This window comes from Leisingera sp. McT4-56 (genome assembly GCF_020514995.1).
GTDB classification, from domain to species: domain Bacteria; phylum Pseudomonadota; class Alphaproteobacteria; order Rhodobacterales; family Rhodobacteraceae; genus Leisingera; species Leisingera aquaemixtae_A.
In genome coordinates, this window is sequence record NZ_JAJALF010000006.1 from 61,522 (window position 1) to 78,863 (window position 17,342).

General features: G+C 65.8%; 15 protein-coding genes and 1 tRNA gene. 7 read left to right on the top strand and 9 right to left on the bottom strand.

The window, feature by feature from the left end:
- From LHL23_RS09315 to LHL23_RS09325, 3 genes are all read left to right on the top strand, one after another.
- The gene (locus LHL23_RS09315; protein WP_226429648.1) at positions 1-375 is read left to right on the top strand and encodes an RNA-binding S4 domain-containing protein; all 375 of its coding nucleotides are present in this window, start codon (positions 1-3) and stop codon (positions 373-375) included.
- Positions 376-437: 62 nt separating this feature from the next.
- Positions 438-776, top strand: a complete 339-nt coding sequence (fdxA, locus tag LHL23_RS09320; RefSeq protein ID WP_226429649.1) for a ferredoxin FdxA — start codon at positions 438-440, stop codon at positions 774-776.
- A gap of 300 nt (positions 777-1,076) precedes the next feature.
- Positions 1,077-1,586 carry a CarD family transcriptional regulator gene (locus tag LHL23_RS09325; RefSeq protein WP_222480951.1) on the top strand — a complete coding sequence of 170 codons (510 nt, stop codon included), beginning with the start codon at positions 1,077-1,079 and terminating at the stop codon, positions 1,584-1,586.
- Positions 1,587-1,653: 67 nt separating this feature from the next.
- On the opposite strand, the gene cobS is transcribed toward LHL23_RS09325, so the two are convergent.
- A complete protein-coding gene (gene cobS, locus LHL23_RS09330; protein WP_226429650.1) occupies positions 1,654-2,412 on the bottom strand; it encodes an adenosylcobinamide-GDP ribazoletransferase in 759 nt (252 codons plus the stop codon).
- A 100-nt stretch (positions 2,413-2,512) separates the two neighbouring features.
- Between cobS and cobT the strand changes: the two genes are divergently transcribed.
- Positions 2,513-3,529 carry a nicotinate-nucleotide--dimethylbenzimidazole phosphoribosyltransferase gene (gene cobT, locus LHL23_RS09335; RefSeq protein ID WP_226429651.1) on the top strand — a complete coding sequence of 339 codons (1,017 nt, stop codon included), beginning with the start codon at positions 2,513-2,515 and terminating at the stop codon, positions 3,527-3,529.
- A gap of 56 nt (positions 3,530-3,585) precedes the next feature.
- Here cobT and LHL23_RS09340 read toward each other — a convergent pair whose 3' ends face one another.
- The 3 genes from LHL23_RS09340 to LHL23_RS09350 all read right to left on the bottom strand — a co-directional run bounded on the left by LHL23_RS09340 (position 3,586) and on the right by LHL23_RS09350 (position 7,309).
- On the bottom strand, positions 3,586-5,475 hold the full coding sequence (locus LHL23_RS09340; protein ID WP_226429652.1) for a monovalent cation:proton antiporter-2 (CPA2) family protein: 1,890 nt from the start codon (positions 5,473-5,475) through the stop codon (positions 3,586-3,588).
- Positions 5,476-5,565: 90 nt separating this feature from the next.
- Positions 5,566-6,786, bottom strand: coding sequence for a PAS domain-containing protein (locus tag LHL23_RS09345; RefSeq protein ID WP_226429653.1), 1,221 nt, complete (start codon positions 6,784-6,786; stop codon positions 5,566-5,568).
- Positions 6,787-6,853: 67 nt separating this feature from the next.
- The gene (locus tag LHL23_RS09350; protein WP_222480960.1) at positions 6,854-7,309 is read right to left on the bottom strand and encodes an Lrp/AsnC family transcriptional regulator; all 456 of its coding nucleotides are present in this window, start codon (positions 7,307-7,309) and stop codon (positions 6,854-6,856) included.
- Between the two features lie 151 nt (positions 7,310-7,460).
- Here LHL23_RS09350 and hppD point away from each other — a divergent pair, with 151 nt between their 5' ends.
- Positions 7,461-8,561: a 4-hydroxyphenylpyruvate dioxygenase gene (hppD, locus tag LHL23_RS09355; protein ID WP_226429654.1), complete on the top strand. Its 1,101-nt coding sequence runs from the start codon at positions 7,461-7,463 to the stop codon at positions 8,559-8,561.
- Between the two features lie 254 nt (positions 8,562-8,815).
- Here hppD and LHL23_RS09360 read toward each other — a convergent pair whose 3' ends face one another.
- Complete coding sequence (locus tag LHL23_RS09360) at positions 8,816-11,404, bottom strand: hypothetical protein (protein ID WP_226429655.1); 2,589 nt, start codon at positions 11,402-11,404, stop codon at positions 8,816-8,818.
- 176 nt (positions 11,405-11,580) lie between these two features.
- Between LHL23_RS09360 and LHL23_RS09365 the strand changes: the two genes are divergently transcribed.
- A complete protein-coding gene (locus tag LHL23_RS09365; protein ID WP_226429656.1) occupies positions 11,581-12,312 on the top strand; it encodes an SIMPL domain-containing protein in 732 nt (243 codons plus the stop codon).
- Between the two features lie 52 nt (positions 12,313-12,364).
- Here the strand turns inward: LHL23_RS09365 and LHL23_RS09370 are convergent, their stop codons facing one another.
- From LHL23_RS09370 to LHL23_RS09380, 3 genes are all read right to left on the bottom strand, one after another.
- The gene (locus tag LHL23_RS09370; RefSeq protein ID WP_226429657.1) at positions 12,365-13,657 is read right to left on the bottom strand and encodes an O-acetylhomoserine aminocarboxypropyltransferase/cysteine synthase family protein; all 1,293 of its coding nucleotides are present in this window, start codon (positions 13,655-13,657) and stop codon (positions 12,365-12,367) included.
- 338 nt (positions 13,658-13,995) lie between these two features.
- Positions 13,996-14,071, bottom strand: a tRNA-Thr gene (locus LHL23_RS09375).
- Positions 14,072-14,283: 212 nt separating this feature from the next.
- Positions 14,284-14,775 carry a hypothetical protein gene (locus tag LHL23_RS09380; protein ID WP_226429658.1) on the bottom strand — a complete coding sequence of 164 codons (492 nt, stop codon included), beginning with the start codon at positions 14,773-14,775 and terminating at the stop codon, positions 14,284-14,286.
- Between the two features lie 166 nt (positions 14,776-14,941).
- On the opposite strand from LHL23_RS09380, the gene LHL23_RS09385 reads away from it, so the two are divergent.
- Positions 14,942-15,931: a hypothetical protein gene (locus tag LHL23_RS09385; protein ID WP_226429659.1), complete on the top strand. Its 990-nt coding sequence runs from the start codon at positions 14,942-14,944 to the stop codon at positions 15,929-15,931.
- 6 nt (positions 15,932-15,937) lie between these two features.
- On the opposite strand, the gene LHL23_RS09390 is transcribed toward LHL23_RS09385, so the two are convergent.
- Positions 15,938-17,296 (bottom strand): amidase, encoded by a 1,359-nt coding sequence (locus LHL23_RS09390; protein ID WP_226429660.1) that lies wholly within the window; start codon positions 17,294-17,296, stop codon positions 15,938-15,940.
- Positions 17,297-17,342: the final 46 nt, after the last annotated feature.

Below are 17,342 nucleotides of genomic sequence, written 5' to 3' on the forward strand. Positions count from 1 at the left end.
ATGGCCGAAGGGGCGCACAAGATCCGCATCGACAAGTGGCTGTGGCATGCGCGGTTTTTCAAAACCCGCAGCCTGGCCGCGAAACAGGTCAGTGCGGGCCATGTGCGCCTCAACGGCACCAAGGCCCTGAAACCGGCTCAGAACGTCACCCCGGGCGACGTTCTGACCTTTGCCCAGGCCAAGGTGATCCGCGTGGTGCGGGTGGAGGCCATCGGCGAGCGGCGCGGCCCGGCGCCGGAAGCACAGGCGCTGTACTTCGACATGACGGAAAGGCAGGAAAAAGTTCCGGCCAATCCGAAGTTCGAGGGAAAAGGCCGCCCGGACAAAAAAGCCCGCAGGGCGCTTGATCTTACCCGCAAGCCCGAGGGCTTTTGACGCCTTGAAGTGCAGCCGCGTCTGGATTAGCTAGGCGCAAACGGATAACGGGACTCGGTACAATGACCTATGTCGTGACGGAAAACTGCATCGCCTGCAAATACACCGACTGTGTCGAGGTGTGCCCGGTGGACTGTTTTTATGAGGGTGAGAACACTCTGGTGATCCATCCCGACGAATGCATCGACTGCGGTGTCTGCGAACCGGAATGCCCGGCTGATGCGATCCGCCCGGATACCGAGCCGGACATGGACAAATGGGTTGAGTTCAACCGCAAGTACGCCGAGCTGTGGCCGGTGATTGTCTCCAAGAAAGACCCGATGCCGGGTTACGAGGAGCGCGACGGCGAAGAGGACAAGATGGAGAAGTATTTCTCTGAGGCGCCCGGCGAAGGCGGCTGATTCTCTGCCGCCAGGGGCGATGCCGCATTTGTGCGGAAAACCGCCGCATTGCACGGGGAATTTACGCCCCCTTGCCAGCAGGCCGCCTTTCGGGCGGCCCTGTTTTATGATATACTTAAGGCGTAAATGACATAAACAATCGGAGTCCGCCCCCGGCGCACGCCTCTGGCGGTGCGCGTTATTGGGCGGTATTTCTGCGGAGAAAATGTCCTGGAACTGGTCAGAGCAAAATGACCGGAGCCGGGTGTTTTGTTCGCCTTAGTGCCGGTTCTGCCCGGCTGTGAGTGAGGAAAAACCTGTATGACCAAGTCGAAGAAGCTCGAATTCCGCCCCAATGATTACGTGGTCTACCCGGCGCATGGCGTGGGTCAGATCATCTCGATCGAGGAGCAGGAAGTCGCTGGCTTTGCGCTGGAGCTTTTCGTGATCACCTTCGAAAAGGACAAGATGACCCTGCGGGTGCCGACCAACAAGGCAACCGAAGTGGGTATGCGTTCGCTGAGCTCGCCGGACGTGATCGACCAGGCGATGAAGACCCTCAAAGGCAAGGCCAAGGTCAAGCGCGCCATGTGGTCGCGCCGCGCTCAGGAGTATGAGCAGAAGATCAATTCCGGCGATCTGATCTCAATCGCCGAGGTGGTGCGCGACCTGCACCGCACCGACGACCAGCGCGAGCAGAGCTACTCCGAGCGCCAGCTGTACGAAGCTGCGCTGGAGCGCCTGACCCGCGAAGTGGCTGCCGTTTCCGGCAACGACGAGATCGCCGCGGCCAAGCAGGTGGATGAGGTTCTGACCTCCCGCGCTGCCTGATCTTCCGGACCTAATGACTGATGGGCCGTGCCTGAAAAGGCGCGGCCTTTTTCATGGCCGGCCCGGTTCAGCCGCAGATGGCGAGGAGCGCAAGCAGCCCGGCAATCTCAGCCGCCTGCTGCGAGGCGCCCAGGATATCGCCGGTCTGGCCGCCGATCTTGGCCTTGGCCAGGGCGCCCAGGCCCAGGGCGGCCGCGGCCATCGCCAGGGCCGCGCCCAAAGCCGCGCTGCCAATCAGCGGCAGCGACAGGGCAACCGCCAGCCCGGCTGCCAGCAGGCAGGGCAGGGCGCGGGGGCGGCCCACGGTTTGCGACAGCCCCGCCGCCCGCGCATTGGGCAGCGCCGCCATCAGCGCGGGCATTGCGGCTCGGCTCATCATCGCCAGCGCCAGCAGCGGCCAGACCCCGGCCGTTTCCAGCAGCGCGGCAAGGGCGCTCCAGCGCAGGCCCAGCCCTAGGATCAGCGCAATCACCCCGTAGGCGCCAATGCGGCTGTCCTTCATGATCTCAAGCCGCCGTTCGCGGCTGAAACCGCCCCACAGCCCGTCGGCAGTATCCGCGAGCCCGTCTTCGTGCATGGCGCCTGTCAGCAAGACTTGCACTGCCAGCGCCAGACCGGCGGCTACCATGGCGGGCAGGCCCGCCGCCAGCGCCAGCGCGGCCAGCAGAGCTGCGGGCAGCGCAACCGCGAGCCCGGCCAGCGGAAACGCCCAGACCGCCCGGGACTGGCGCTGGAAGGCCTGCGGCGGCAGATGCGGCAGCGGCAGCCGGGTCAGCAGCACCAGCGCCAACAGGATGTCTTTTGCCTGAATGTCGTTTTTTTGCATTTGCGGGCCTATTGCAGTGCTTGCGGCAGGGCTGCCAGCGGGTAAACAGGGTGAAACCGCTTTATCCGCGTCACCCGCTCAGATGCAACGAGGCTTTCCCATGCTGCCACAGCTTTCTTCCCTTGATGATTTCCGCGCCGCACTGGCTGGCGCGCCCGCGCAGGACCAGACGGCGCTGGATGGCGCCGCCGAGCGCAACGGGCAGCTGACCAAGCCGCCGGGCGCGCTGGGGCGTCTGGAGGACCTGGCAGTGTGGTACGGCGGCTGGCGCGGCAGCGCGCGGCCCCAGATAGCCGCGCCGCAGGTGATTGTCTTTGCCGGCAACCACGGTGTGACCACGCAGGGCGTATCCGCCTTCCCGCCCGAGGTCACCGCGCAGATGGTGATCAACTTCGAGCATGGCGGCGCCGCGATCAACCAGCTGGCCAAGCTGGCGGGCGCCCGCATGGATGTGCATGCGCTGGAGCTGGACCGCCCGACGGCCGATTTCACCAAGGGCGCCGCGATGCGCCAGGACGAGCTGCTGGCGGCGCTGCAGACCGGCTGGGATGCGGTGGACCCGAGCGCGGACCTGCTGGTGGTCGGCGAAATGGGCATCGGCAACACCACCCCCGCCGCGGCGCTGGCCTGTGCGCTGTTCGGCGGCGAAGCGGCGGACTGGACCGGGCGCGGCACCGGTGTGGATGACGCGGGCCTTGCCAACAAGACCCGTGTGGTAGCCGAAGGCGTTGCTCTGCACCGTGATGCGGTCCGCGACGGGCTGGACGCGCTGGCCTGCCTGGGCGGGCGCGAGATTGCCGCCATGGCGGGCGCCATTGCTGCGGCCCGCGTGCTGCGCATCCCGGTGATCCTGGACGGTTTCATCTGCTGCGCTGCCGCTGCCTGCCTGCTGCAGACTTCCGATGGGGCGCTGGACCACGCGGTGGCAGGCCATCAGAGCGCTGAGGGCGCGCACAGCGCCTTGCTGGCTAAGCTGGGCAAGCAGCCGCTGCTGTCGCTCGGCCTGCGGCTGGGCGAGGCCTCCGGCGCCGCGCTGGCAATCCAGGTGCTGAAAGGCGCCATTGCCTGCCATAGCGGCATGGCGACATTTGCGGAAGCGGGGGTGGCTGACGGCTGATAGGTCCGCCGGCCCTGCGCATCAAAACAAAGCCCCGGCCAGTGCCGGGGCTTTTCTCATTCAGCAGCTTCAGCTGATTTCTTGCGCTTGCGTTCCGCCATTTCGAAGATTGCGCTTTCGATCGCCTTCTCCAGCTCCTGCGCGCGTTCGATATAGGCAGGGTTCTGGCTGGCGGGCACGCCGGGCATCCAATGCTGTGCCAGGTCGCGCAGGTTCTGGCGGTCATGGGCATAGAAAGTCTGCGCCGCCTGCGCTGCCTCATATTCGCTGAGGCCGACGTTCTCCAGCACATAGCGGCCGGCGCGGACCGAGCTGTCGAACAGCTCGCGCACGATGTCGTCGGCGCCGGCCTGGTACAGCTCATAGACATGATTGCGGTCCTTGGCGCGGGCGATGATGTGCAGGTCCGGGTAGGACCGGCGCACATGGGACACCATCTTGACCACGCCCTCGGGGTCATCCAGTGCCACCACAAAGACCTTGGCCTTGGCGATGCCCGCGGCCTTCAGAAGCTCCGGACGGGTGGGGTCGCCAAGGAAGCTCTTGACCCCGAAACGGCGCATCAGCTGCACCGCCTCCATGTCGTGATCCAGCACCACGGTCTTGAAGCCGCTGGCCTGCACCAGCCGGTTGACGATCTGCCCGAACCGGCCGATGCCCGCGATGATGACCGGGCCTTCCTCGTCGATCTCGTCCGGCTCCTGCGCCTGCAGCGGTTCGCCCATGCGTTTGGACAGCAGGTCATAGGCAATGAACAGCAGCGGGGTGATGAGCATCGACAGCGCAATCACCAGCAGCAGTTTCTCCGACAGCGCTTCCGGCAGGACGTTGAGCTGGGTGGAAAAGGCCAGCAGCACAAAGCCGAACTCCCCGGCTTGCGCAAGGCTGAGGGTGAACAGCCACAGCCGACGGCGGCGCAGGCCAAAGGCGCGGCCGACAACAAACAGCACCGCGCCCTTGGCGATGATGACCAGAAGCGCAAGGCCGATCAGGTCGCCCGGGTCGGCCAGGAACAGGCGGTAGTCGATGCCGGCCCCGACGGTGATGAAGAACAGGCCCAGGAGCAGACCCTTGAAGGGGTTGAGGTCGCTTTCCATCTCGTGCCGGAATTCCGAGTTGGCCAGCACCACCCCCGCGAGGAAGGCGCCGAGCGCCGGCGACAGGCCGACCAGGGTCATCAGGAACGAGATGCCGACCACAATCATCAGCGCCAGGGCAGTGTACATTTCACGCAGGTTGGAGGCGTGGATGAAGCGGAACAGCGGCCGTGTCAGATAGATGCCTGCCAGGATGATGAAGGCGATGGCGGCGAGTGTGACCAGCGCCACCGCCCAGCCCGGCAGCCCTTCCACCAGAGACAGGGAGCCGTGGCCGCCATGGCCGCCCGCGCCCTCGCGGCTGATGGAGCCGTCAGCGGTAAACTGGGGGATAGCGTAGCTGCCTAGGAGCGGCAGAAACGCCAGAATCGGGATCACCGCAATATCCTGGGTCAGCAGCACGGAGAAGGCGGCGCGGCCGCCGCCGGTGCGCATCAGCCCCTTCTCCGAGAGCGTCTGCAAAACGATCGCGGTGGAGGACAGCGACAGCGCCAGGCCGACCGCGAGGCTGACATGCCAGGTTTCTCCTGCAGCCATGGCAGCGCCCATCAGGACAACGGTCGAGGCGGTAATCTGCATGCCGCCCAGGCCGATCAGCTTGTCCCGCATCGCCCAAAGCGCCCGCGGCTCCAGTTCCAGGCCGATCAGGAACAGCATCATCACCACGCCGAACTCGGCGAAATGGCGCAGATCCTCGGTTTCGGTGCCGGTCAGGCCCAGCACCGGCCCAATAGCGATGCCCGCCGCCAGGTAGCCCAGCACCGAGCCAAGCCCGAGCCGGGCCGCCAGCGGCACCGCGATGACGGCGGCCGCCAGGTAAATTGTTGCCTGATAGAAAAACTCTTCCATGGAAAAGGTATCGCAAGCCTGCCCCGGCCTTGGCAATGGCTTTCCCGGCTGCGCCGCCATGTTCCGGGCAAAACGGCGCCTGCCGGGCGGTTATTGCTCCAGCATTCTGATCTCTTCGCTGAGTTTGCCGATCCGGTCCAGGCGCCGCGAAATCCGTTCCTGGAAGCCGCCCAGCTGGTCGATGATGTCCGCCAGGGTTTCGCCGGAATCGGTCAGCCGTGCGCTTTCGATCTTAAGCAGCACCCGGGTGGAGCTGAGGCCGAGGAAATGGCGGTGCATGATCTGGCAGGCCGCGGTGATCCGCGAGGCTTCTCCGTCCACCTCTCTCATGCCCTCCTCGGAGCGTTTCACCTGCTCCTTCACCAGATTGCTGAGGATGTCTCGCTCCGCTTCCATGTCGGCTTCGCCCATGCTGCGGCGCTCTTCCTGCAGCTGGTTGTCGCATTCGATCAGGATCCGCGCCATGCCTTCGACAAACAGGCTGGCATTCACAGAGGACTTGATCTTGGCAAAATTGCTGTTCTTGCCCATCACGTGGGCGGCAAACCAGTCCGACATCTGCCGCGACATGGCGCCATAGTTCTGCGACAGCACCGTCACCGGCCCGCCGGAGGGCTCGATCCGCGACGCCAGAACCCGAAGGTTGTGGGGGATGGTGTGCATCGCATCGAAATCGGTGATCAGGCCCTCGGTTTCTTCAACCAGGGTTTCGGCGTCCTTCAGCATGCTGGTCAGCTCCCGGACCCGGGCGTGCGGCTGGTTGCCCAGCCCCTGGTCGCGGGCAATCAGCTCCTGGCTGAGGGCATGGGCGGCAAACTGGTGGTAGTTCTCATAGCCCTGGCCGGCCAGCCAGTCGAGCAGGTACCGGGCGCTGTCCTCCGGGCTGGCGCCCTCGTCCTTTTCGCGCTTCAGCATTTTGGCATAAAGCCCACGCACCTCGTCAAACAGCTTGCTGCTGGGCTTGATCCGCGCGGACAGATAGCCGTCCTGGCAGGGCACGACCACGGCGAAGACCCAGTAGTACAGGCCGTCCTTGGCCTTGTTCTTGACATAGGCGCCAATCGCCTCGCCGCGCTGGATGGTTTCCCAGAACAGCGAAAACACGCCCTTGGGCATGTCCGGGTGGCGGATCACCTTGTGGGGGGCGCCGATCAGCTCCGACCAGGAGTAGGCGCCGACGCGGCGGAACACATAGTTGCCGGCCTGGATCACCCCGCGGCTGTCGGTTCTGGAAAAAAACACCTCGTTCAGGCCAAACGGAGCCTCCCCGCTGGAGGGGCGGGTTTCGACACGGCGGTCTACAAAAGACACGGAACAATTCCACTTTAGGTTACAGTAGTCGTTGCCGCATCTTTACGCCCAATTCCTTCCCGCTTGGTTAAGTCGGCAGCGGCGCATCGCGTTTTAATTGAGCCATGACGATCTGGCTCTGGACCCGTGAAACGCCGGGATGAGGCAGCAGAATGTCGTGGATCAGGGCGTTCAACGCCTGCAGGTCGGTGCAATAGACCCGCAGCAAGTAGTCGGCTTCGCCGGTCATGGTCCAGGCGGAGGTGATTTGCGGCTGGCTGGCGACCAGGCGGGCGAACCCCTTGGACTGTTCAGGCCCGTGGCTGCCCAGATGCACCTGGATGAATCCCTGCACGGCCAGCCCCAGCTTGGCAGGGTTCAGCCGGGCAGCGTAGCCTTCGATATAACCTTCTGCCTCCAGCCGCTGCCGCCGCCGCCCGGCCTGGCTGGGGGACAGATTGAGAATCTCGCCCAGTTCCTGCGCGGTCAGATGGGCGTTCTTCTGCAGCGATGCGAGCAATTTGGTATCTGTTGGGTCCAGCATGCGTATATTCCTCTTGTATGCACCATTTGGCGCGTAAAGCTCGCGTGTTTCAAGGCCTGGCTGCAGAACTACGCGGAAAACCTGCATCGCTAATGCGGTATTCTTGATTCAAGAATTCACATTGTCCCGCATGACATGAAGGAGACGCGCAATGGGTCCTTTCCCGCACAACGCCCCGAGATCCGAAATCACCCCCGAGAACCCGGCCGGCACCGATGGCTTTGAGTTTGTCGAGTTCGCAAGCCCCGAGCCGGAAGAACTGCGGGCGCTGTTCGCCCGCATGGGCTACGAGCTGACCGGCCGCCGCAAGGACCAGCCGCTGGTGGAACTGTGGCAGCAGGGGGATGTCACCTACATCCTGAATGCCGACCCGGAGAGCTTTGCCGCCAAATTCGTGGACGAACACGGCCCCTGCGCCCCGGCGATGGGCTGGCGCGTTGCCGACGCGCAGAAGGCTTTCGCGCACGCGGTTGCCAAGGGCGCCGAGGCCTATGAGGGGCCGGGCAAGGTCATGGATGTGCCGGCGATCAAGGGCATCGGCGGTTCGCTGATCTACTTCATCGACCAGTATTACGACACCTCGCCCTACAACACCGAGTTCGAGTGGCTGAAACAGTCCAAGCCGCGCGGCGACGGGTTCTATTACCTCGATCACCTGACCCACAACGTCTACAAGGGCAACATGGACAAGTGGTTCAAGTTCTACGAGGAGCTGTTCAACTTCAAGGAGATCCGTTTTTTCGATATCCAGGGCAAATACACCGGCCTGTTCAGCCGCGCGCTGACCTCGCCCTGCGGCCGCATCCGGATCCCGATCAACGAGGACCGCGGCGAGACCGGCCAGATCGTGTCCTACCTCAAGAAATACAACGGCGAAGGCATCCAGCACATCGCGGTCGGCACCGAGGACATCTATGCCAGCACCGATGCGATTGCCGATAAGGGCCTGAAGTTCATGCCCGGCCCGAACGACACCTATTACGAGCTGTCCAAGGAGCGGGTGCATGGCCACGACGAGCCGCTGGACCGCATGAAGAAACACGGCATCCTCATCGACGGCGAAGGCGTGGTGGACGGCGGCGAGACCCGCATCCTGCTGCAGATTTTCTCGAAAACCGTGATCGGCCCGATCTTCTTCGAGTTCATCCAGCGCAAGGGCGACGACGGCTTCGGCGAAGGCAACTTCAAGGCGCTGTTTGAATCGATCGAGCGCGAGCAGATCGAAAGCGGTGAGATCCAGGCCGCGGAATAAGCGCTGCAGGAAACCGGAAGAGAACTGGACTGCGCCGGGCCTGCCATGCAGGCCCGGCTTTTTTGCGGCTGGCCGTCAGCGGGGAGAGGGGGGAACCTGCCGCCGCTCCCCAAACCCGGGCGGATACCATGAGGGGCTGAGGGGCATGGGACTTAACGGGGATAAGCAAAGGCAGTGGCTGAGGGGCGAGCAGCGGCGCAGAAAGCTGCGCGCGAAGCCAGCTGCAGGCGGCAAAGCTGCCTGAACGCGGCAGCTTAGCCGTTGGGCATGGTCAGGGTGCGGTTGCGGCCGCCTTTCTGGTACTGCAGCTGGCTTTCGCCAATAGCGATCACCCGGCCGCCGTCGATGCGGTCGCCGACCTGCACCTTCTTGTAGCGGCCCGAGGGCAGCCGCACCAGCGCGCGGCGGTCGGAGGCGGTGCCATAGACCCCGATCAGGTTCAGCTTGCGCAGGTTGAGCGCCTTGCTGACGGTGGCGCGGCGCGCGACCGATGCGCTGGTCGGAATGCGCGGCGGAGTGGCCGCCGCGGCGGGCGGCACGGCGGCTGCAGTCTGCACCTGGTTCTGCGCGTTGCGGCGCGCGCGGTCGACCAGATTGGCGAAATTGGCAGGCCGGCCGCGCGGCACGACCGAGGACGCGATGGCCTGGGCAGTGACCGGCAGCTGTTCCTCTTCCGCCGGCTTCAGGCTGGCCGGGCGCTGCCGCGGGCGCAGGCTTGCCAGTTCCGCCCGGCTGAGGCCGCCGTTCTGGGCCCGCTCCACCTGTTCCGCCAGGTTTTCCGGCCGGGCCTTGGGCCGCTTGCGCGACAGCACCTGGTTGCGGGCGACCTCTTCCGCCAGCGCCTCGGCGGCCGGATCGGCGCGGTCCGGCGCGCGCGGCGGCACCTTCTTGGGACGGCCGAGGTAAACCGTGATGCCGTCGGGGTTCACCGCGCCCTCGGGCGTGGCCTTGACCAGCCCGCGCGCATCAAGGTCAAACGCAGACCCTGCCGCGGCGGGGGAGGCGATGGCGGCCGGAACGTCGTCGCGGGCAAAGGAGTCCGCTTGCGGCAGCGCCACCGCGTCGGCGGCGATTTCCGTGTGGTCGACGGAGGCGGTGTAGAGCTCATCAAGGCCGGTTGCGGCGGGAAAATCGTCCAGCTCCGGCGCCACAGGCCAGACACCGGTGGCCGCATAGCGCGCGGCCTGGGCCAGCTCATCCAGCGGCTCTGGCGCTGTATCTTCAGCTGCGCCAGGCAACAGGGCCTCGGAGTCCAGGAAGGCGGAGCCGGTGCCTTCTTCCGGCAGGTCTACCCCATCGGCAGCGGCTTCATCTTCAGCTGAAGGATCCGCAGCGCTGTCTTCGGCCTCCGGCAATGCGGTCTCACCGGTGTCCTGCAAACCCGGGTCGGGCTGATCCGCCAGCACGCTGACCTGCGGCGCAATTTCTTCCGGCTGCCCGCCTGTCCCGGAGGACGGTGCAGCGGCGGTTCCGCTGCTCTGGCCGTCACCGGTGCTGATTGCCGGGGCAGGGGACAGATCCCGGTTATCCACGGGGCCGCCGCCGAAGAAGCCGTCCTCGCCGAACAGGGCCCAGACCGCAACCGTGGCCAGGATGAGCAGCAGCAGTGCCGTCAGGGCGAGGCCAAGGAAGCGTGGTTTGCCGGTGCCCGCGGTCTTGCGGTCCGCAGCCGGTTCCGGCGGCGGGGCGGGGGCGGCAGGGGACGGCGCGCGCAGGGCAGCCGGGGCTGGCGGGATTGTCCGCGGCGGCGCGGGCGGCCCGGCCTTGTCTTCTGCCAGGTCAGCACCCGGGGCGCCCAGCGGCTTCACCGGTCCGGGCGCGTTTGCGGGCTGGAGGCCGGCGGACAGCGCCGCAGCAGGTTTCTCCGGCGCGGTCTTTCCTTCGGGTGCGGGCGCAGGCGGCACAATCCTGCTGCCTATTTCAGGCGCCGCGGCCCGGCGGCTGGAAAACCCCGAGGCCTCCGGCGCCGGTGCCGGCGCAGCCTGGGCGGGCGGCGGCGGTGCCGGCGGCAGCGTTACCGGTGCCGCAGCAGGCGCCGCAGTCTGCGGGGCTGCTGGAGCCTCCTTGGCGGCAGTCTCGTCAGGCTTGTCCGGCCCGGTCTCTTGTTCCGGTTCCGGCGCCGAGGTCTCGGCGATTTCCTCCGCGGCAGGAACCGGTTGCCGTGCGGCTTCGGGCTGCGCCGGTTTCTCCTCGGCCGGGTCTTCGGCGACTGCGGATGCGCTGCTCTCTGTGGTGATTTCAGCTTCACCCTCAACCCCGGTCTCACCGTCGGCCTCGGTCTCACTGTCAGCCCCAGGCGCTGGCAAAGCCGCTGGGCCGATCACTTCAACCGCCTGATCGTCCGGTTCCACCTCGGTGCCGCGGATCGCCCGCGTGGTGCCAAAGAAAGGTTCGCCCTGAAATCCGCCGTCTTCCGGCGCCGCGACGAAACTCACCGGGCCGAACCCGTGTTCGACCGCAAATGTCTCTGCCTCATCCAGCGTTTCCAGCGCCACGGCGGCCACATGGGTCACGCCGCCGTTGGCGCAGATGTCAAAGGCCAGCTCATCCACCGTGTAAGGCGTGGCCCCTTCCAGCGCCTGCCGCGCCGCCTCGATGCGCTCGCCGGCAGGCAGATCGCCGGTTTCAATGCTCAGATAGCGGATCTGGTCGTTCGGCAGGATCAGCTTGCTGTGAATCCCGTCCGGCGCCAGCCGCAGCGCATCTGCGCGCATTGCCGCCAGTGCGGCGGGCAGATCCTCGGTGTCAAACGGCGTGCTGCCGACGCTCCTCCAGCCGTCCTTGGCACGGTGGATCAGAGCGATCCCGTCAGCGGAAAGCGAAAGAGCAAAGGCCGGTTTCATGCTTTGGGTCAAACCATCCAAATCCATACTGCCCGGGGCTGTCTGGCGTGCCCGGTGTTTTGCCGCGGACCTTAAAGCAGGAACCTGTCGAGTTAAAGGAAAAGACGGGCCGCCGGCCTTGCGGGCGGCGGATTGCCGTCCCCATGTAAAAGGCATTCGAAAAGGAGCTTTTTAGGATGAAAGCAAAGAAACTTCTGGCCGCCGCCCTGATGCTGTCGATGAGCGCAGGCGCCCTGGCAGCAAGCGAAGCAGCAGCCCCGCGGCAGATCACGGTCACCGGCGAAAGCACCCTGCAGGTGGCGCCTGAACTGGCCACCATCACCCTGGGCGTGACGGAGGAGGCCGGGGAAGCCGCCGCCGCCATGGCCGCGGTGTCTGAGGCCATGGCAGCAGTGATTGCCCGGCTGAAAGATGCCGGCATCGCAGCAGAGGACATGCAGACCCGGCAGATTTCCATGCACCCCGTCTGGTCGCAGGACCGCTCTTACGACAGCGGCGGGCGGCGCGAGATCACCGGTTTCGAGGCGTCGAACACGCTGATGGTGCGGGTGCGCGATCTGGATGGTCTGGGACCGGTGCTGGACAAGGTGCTGGCCGCCGGCGCCAACCGGTTTCAGGGTCTGAACTTTGGTGTCGAGGACCCCTCGGCAGTCACCGGCAGGATCCGCGGCGAGGCGGTCAAGGATGCGATCCGCAAGGCGCAGCAGCTGGCGGAAGCAGCCGGCATGGAGCTGGGCCCGGTGCGCTCTATCAGCGAGCACGGCGGCGGCGGCGGACCGCGGCCGATGATGGCAATGGACATGGCGCGCCAGGAGTCGATGCCGATCGAAGCGGGGGAGCTGACCTTCACGCACAACGTCTCGGTGGTGTTCGACATGTCCGTGCCGGGCGGCGAGGGCAGCGAATAGCAAAAAGGCCGGGCAGGGCGCCCGGCCTTTCATTTCATGGGGCTGCAGTTTCTCAGCCGCAGGCCTTGGCCAGCGCCTGGTCAAGATCGCGGATCAGGTCGTCCGCATCTTCGATCCCGATCGACACGCGCACCACGTTGGGGCTGGCGCCCGCAGCTTCCTGCTGTTCCGGCGTCAGCTGCCGGTGGGTGGTGGAGGCCGAGTGGATGATCAGCGAGCGGGTATCGCCGAGGTTGGCCACATGGCTGAAGATCTCCAGCGAGTCCACCAGCTTGATGCAGGCCTCATAGCCGCCCTTGACCGCAAAGGTGAACAGCCCGCCGGTGCCCTTGGGGTAGAGCTCGCTGGCGCGTTCGTAATAGGGCGAGGACGGCAGGCCTGCATAGGTCACATAGTCGATCCGGTCGTCATTCTCGAGCCATTCGGCAACATTGCGGGCGTTCTCGCAATGACGCTGCATCCGCAGGGACAGGGTCTCGACGCCCAGCAGCGTGTAATGCGCCGCCTGCGGGTTCATCGTCATGCCCAGGTCGCGCAGGCCGATGGCAATGCCGTGGAAGGTAAAGGCCAGCGGGCCGAAGGTCTCATGGAACTTGAGCCCGTGATAGGCCGGCTCCGGCGCCGACAGGGACGGGAACTTGTCATTTGCCGACCAGTCGAACTTGCCGCTGTCGACGATGCAGCCGCCGGTCACGGTGCCGTTGCCGGTCAGGTATTTGGTGGTTGAATGCACCACCAGCGTCGCGCCATGCTCGATCGGGCGGCACAGGTAGGGCGTGGCAGAGGTGTTGTCGACGATCAGCGGGATGCCGGCGCCATCGCTGATATCCGCCAGCGCCCGGATGTCGGTCACGTAGCCGCCGGGGTTGGCCACGGATTCGCAGAACACCGCGCGGGTGTTTTCGTCGATCGCCGCCTTGACCGCCTCCAGGTCATCGGTGTCGACGAATTTCGCCGACCAGCCGAAGCGCTTGATGGTCTGGCTGAACTGGGTGACGGTGCCGCCATAAAGGCGGGTCGAGGCGACCACGTTGCAGCCCGGCCCCATCAGCGGGAACAGCGCCATGATCTGCGCCGCATGGCCGGAGGAGCAGCAGACCGCGCCAACACCGCCCTCCAGCGTCGCCAGCCGCTCCTGCAGCACCGCAACGGTGGGGTTGGTCAGGCGGGAATAGATGAAGCCGACTTCCTGCAGGTTGAACAGCGCCGCCGCGTGCTCGGCATCGCGGAAGACGTAAGCGGTGCTCTGATAGATCGGCGTCTGCCGCGCGCCGGTGGCCGGATCCGGTTTGGCGCCGGCGTGGATCTGCAAGGTGTCAAAACCATAGGACGGGGCGTCGGTCATCAGTGGGTCTCCCTGAAAGCTCTTCTGTTTCGCGCGCACCACAGCATGGCTGGGTCCGGAAGGCAATCGCGCGAATGCCGCAGCGAAACCCTGCCGCCCGCCGCACTCCGCCTTGCGGCGCCTGCGCTCTCTGACCTTCAAAAGCCGGGTATTGGAGTGTCTCTGCGCGCGAGGCGCGGTTGGGGCCCTGACATTTGGGGGCTTAGGGGAAGCGGCGGCTGCAGCAGAAGACGCCATCCTTTACGAAAGTGAACGCAGGCGAAATGGTCTCCGGCGTCGTCTCCGGCTCCTTGCGCGTGTAAAAAGATGGAGCGAAACCAATGTGTTAGCTGAAGTGGTGGTGCCCCCACACGGACTCGAACCGCGGACCTACTGATTACAAATCAGTTGCTCTACCAGCTGAGCTATAGGGGCACTTAGCTGTGAAACCGCGCTTAGCATCCTTCGCGGGTCCCTCGCAAGAGGTCTTTTTCAGCAAAGGAACAGGCTGGCTGACACGCGTGGCCGCCGCGCAAATGGCCGGTGCCCAAAGGGGCTGCTGCCGGATATGCTTGCGCGGCTTTGCGGCGAAGTTTCCGGCAACTTCAGCCGCCAGCCTCGGGCCGGATCCGGGGGCCGCTTCAGGCTCACTGCAGGGGCTGGCCGTTGCGCCCGAAGGTCAGGCTTTCGCGGCTCAGGTCGTCATAGGTCACCTCGACAGAAACCTGCTGGATCGAGCCCAGCGGATAGCTGCGGTAGGGCAGGCCGTCTTCCTCCTTGATCATGTTGGGAAAGCCTTCCTCCAGGTGGCAGTCCGGCAGCGGCCAGATTTCCGGCGCCTGTCCGTTCACCCCCAGCTTGACCCGCGCCAGGCCGCAGCGCCAGGACCACAGATGGGTCACATAGAGCAGGTCCTGGCCGTCGAATTCGCGCACGTGGATCCAGTTGCCTTGGGTGGCGGCCAGGATCGGCTTCACTTCCAGCGCGGTGGTGAAGCGGCCGGTGGCCTCCTGCGGCTCCGCCGCCAGTGCGGCTTGCGCAGGTGCTGGTTCGGGTGCCGCCGCCGCGGCTTCCGGTGCGCCGCTATCCGTCCCGGGCTGCGCCGCAGCCGCGATGATCGCCAGGATCACATCAATCATAATCTGTCTCCGCTTGCGGCGCCCTATGCGTCACAGGGCCGCCCGAATGTCCCAATGGCCTGTTGCGCGGCATCCTGCCGGCTTATAGCTACCATAGCAGGCAGGTCTGCCCGCACCCTTAACAGCAGTCCTAACCGCCCGGCAGAGACGGAAAACGGGGAAAACAATGGCAAATGCCCCCTTCAACGTGATGGTTGTCGGCCAATCGGGCCGGCTGCAGTACGAGGCGCTGCTGTTTGCCGCGTCGCTGCGCCAGTGTTCCCCTGGGTTTGCCGGCCGCCTGTTTGTAGCGGTGCCGCAGCCGGGCCCGCTGTGGGACAAGGACCCCGGCATTCGCAATCGGGACGTCCTGCAGGCGCTTGCGGATCTGGGCGCGGAGATCCTGCCGTTCGACAGCACGGTGTTCGGCGCTGCCTACCCTTATGGCAACAAGATCGAAGCGCTGCAGGCGCTGCCGCAGGGCGAGCCGTTTGTGTTCTTTGACACCGACACGCTGATCACCGGCGAACTGGCGGAGGTTCCGTTTGATTTCTCCCGCCCCTCGGCGTCCCTCAGGGTGGAGGGCACCTGGCCCAAGCCGACGCTTTACGGGCCGGGCTACGCCGGGATCTGGCAGGCGCTGTATTCCCGCTTCGGCCTCGATTTCCAGTCCAGCCTCGACCTCAGCCAGCCGGATGAATACTGGAAGCGCTACCTCTACTTTAATGCAGGATTCTTCTTTGGCGCCTGCCCGCGGGCCTTCGGCAAGCGGTTCCTGGTCTATGCGCAATCTGTTCAGAACGACCCGCCGCCAGAGCTGGCGGGTCAAAGCCTGGACCCCTGGCTGGACCAGATCGTGCTGCCCTTGGTGATTCACTCCTTCGGCGGCGGCCGGGATGCGCTGCCGGCAGGCTATCTCGACGGCGAAACCAGCTGCCACTACCGGCTGTTCCCGCTGCTTTACGCGCGCGAAAGCGACCGGGTGGTGGAGGTGCTGCACGAGGTTGCCGCGCCGAACCGGATCAAGAAGGTGCTGAAGGGCTACGAACCGATCAAGCGCATGGTCTACCAGGGCCGCGGCGAGAAAGTGCGGGCGCTGTTCGACCGCGAGAACCTGCCCCGGCGCGAGCAGGCGATCCGCAACCGGATCAAATCAGAAGGCTTCTGGATGCGCTGAGCCGGGTCAGCCCTGAAGCGCCCGCTCGATGCTGCGGGCAAATTGCAGCAGGCGCGCATCCGATCCTTTCGGCCCGGTGATATGCAGCCCGGCCGGCATCCCGTCAGCGGATTGCCCAAAGGGGATCGAGATCGAGGGCAGCTCCATCGGCGGCGTCAGCGTCACCGTGCGCCAGTCCTCGGTGATCTCCCCGTCGCGCAGGTCGGCGGAAAACGGCATGCCTGTGGCGGTGGGCCAGAGGGCGAAGTCATAGCGTTCAAAGAATGCGGTTACGTCCGTCCAGACCCGGGCGCGGGTTGTCTGATAGGCAATCAGCTCCGTCAGGCCGCGCCCTTCGGCCTGGGCACAGGCGGTGCGGTAGCTTACGCCAGCTAGCGCCATGTCCGGCGCCAGCGCCGCACGGATCTGAAGCGCGCATTGGCCGCGGATGATATCGCCATGCGCCATGAGCGGCTCCAGCGGCGGTGCGTCTTCTGCCACCTGCCAGCCCATGTCCTGGCAAAGCCTTTCAACCGGGGCAATCGCGGCCTGCACCGACCGCTCCACGCTGGCCCCGAACGGCGCCAGCGACAGCGCCACCCGGCCAGAACGCGGGGCAGGGGGCTTTTCCAGGTCCGCCAGCCGCGGCAGCGCCTGCCAGAAGCCCAGCGGCTGGCAGGCCGCATTGCCCTGCATCACCTCCAGCATCAGCACCAGGTCCCTTACCGTCCGCGCCATCGGCCCCGGCACCGACAGCCCGTCAAAGGGCGCCGGGTTCGGGCGATAGGGGATCAGGCCGGAGGTCGGGCGCATCCCCACGACGCCGCACCAGGCGGCGGGCGTGCGGGTGCTGCCGCCAAGGTCGGAACCATCGGCCAGCGCCGCCATGCCTGCCGCCAGCGCTGCCGCCGCGCCGCCGGAACTGCCTGCTACCGATTTCTGGGGGTCCAGCGGGTTGCGGGTGGTGCCCGCGACCAGATTGGTTGTCTGGCCGGACAGCGTGAACTCCGGTGTATTGGTCTTGCCGGTAATCACCGCACCGGCTGCGCGCAGCCGGGCCACATGCAGCGCGTCGTAATCCGGCACATGTGATTCAAAGCTCCGCGAGCCCCAGGTGGTGCGCAGGCCCTCGGTTTCGAAGCAATCCTTGATGGCAACCGGCAGCCCGTGCAGCGGCCCGGCAAATTCCCCGCGCGCGGCCAGTGCATCCAGCTCCGCAGCCCGCGCCTCAGCCGCTGCCCAATCCAGTGTGATGAAAGCGTTGACCGTGCCCTGCCGCGCCTCGGTCTGCGCCTTGTGGGCCGCCAGCACCTCCCGCGCGCTCAGCTCCCGCGCACGCAGCTTGGCAGCCATCTCCTCGGCGGTGAGCGCGGTGATATCAGTCATGCGGCGGGTCTCCGGGTCGAGGTGGCAGCGGTGCTGCCGCGACCCT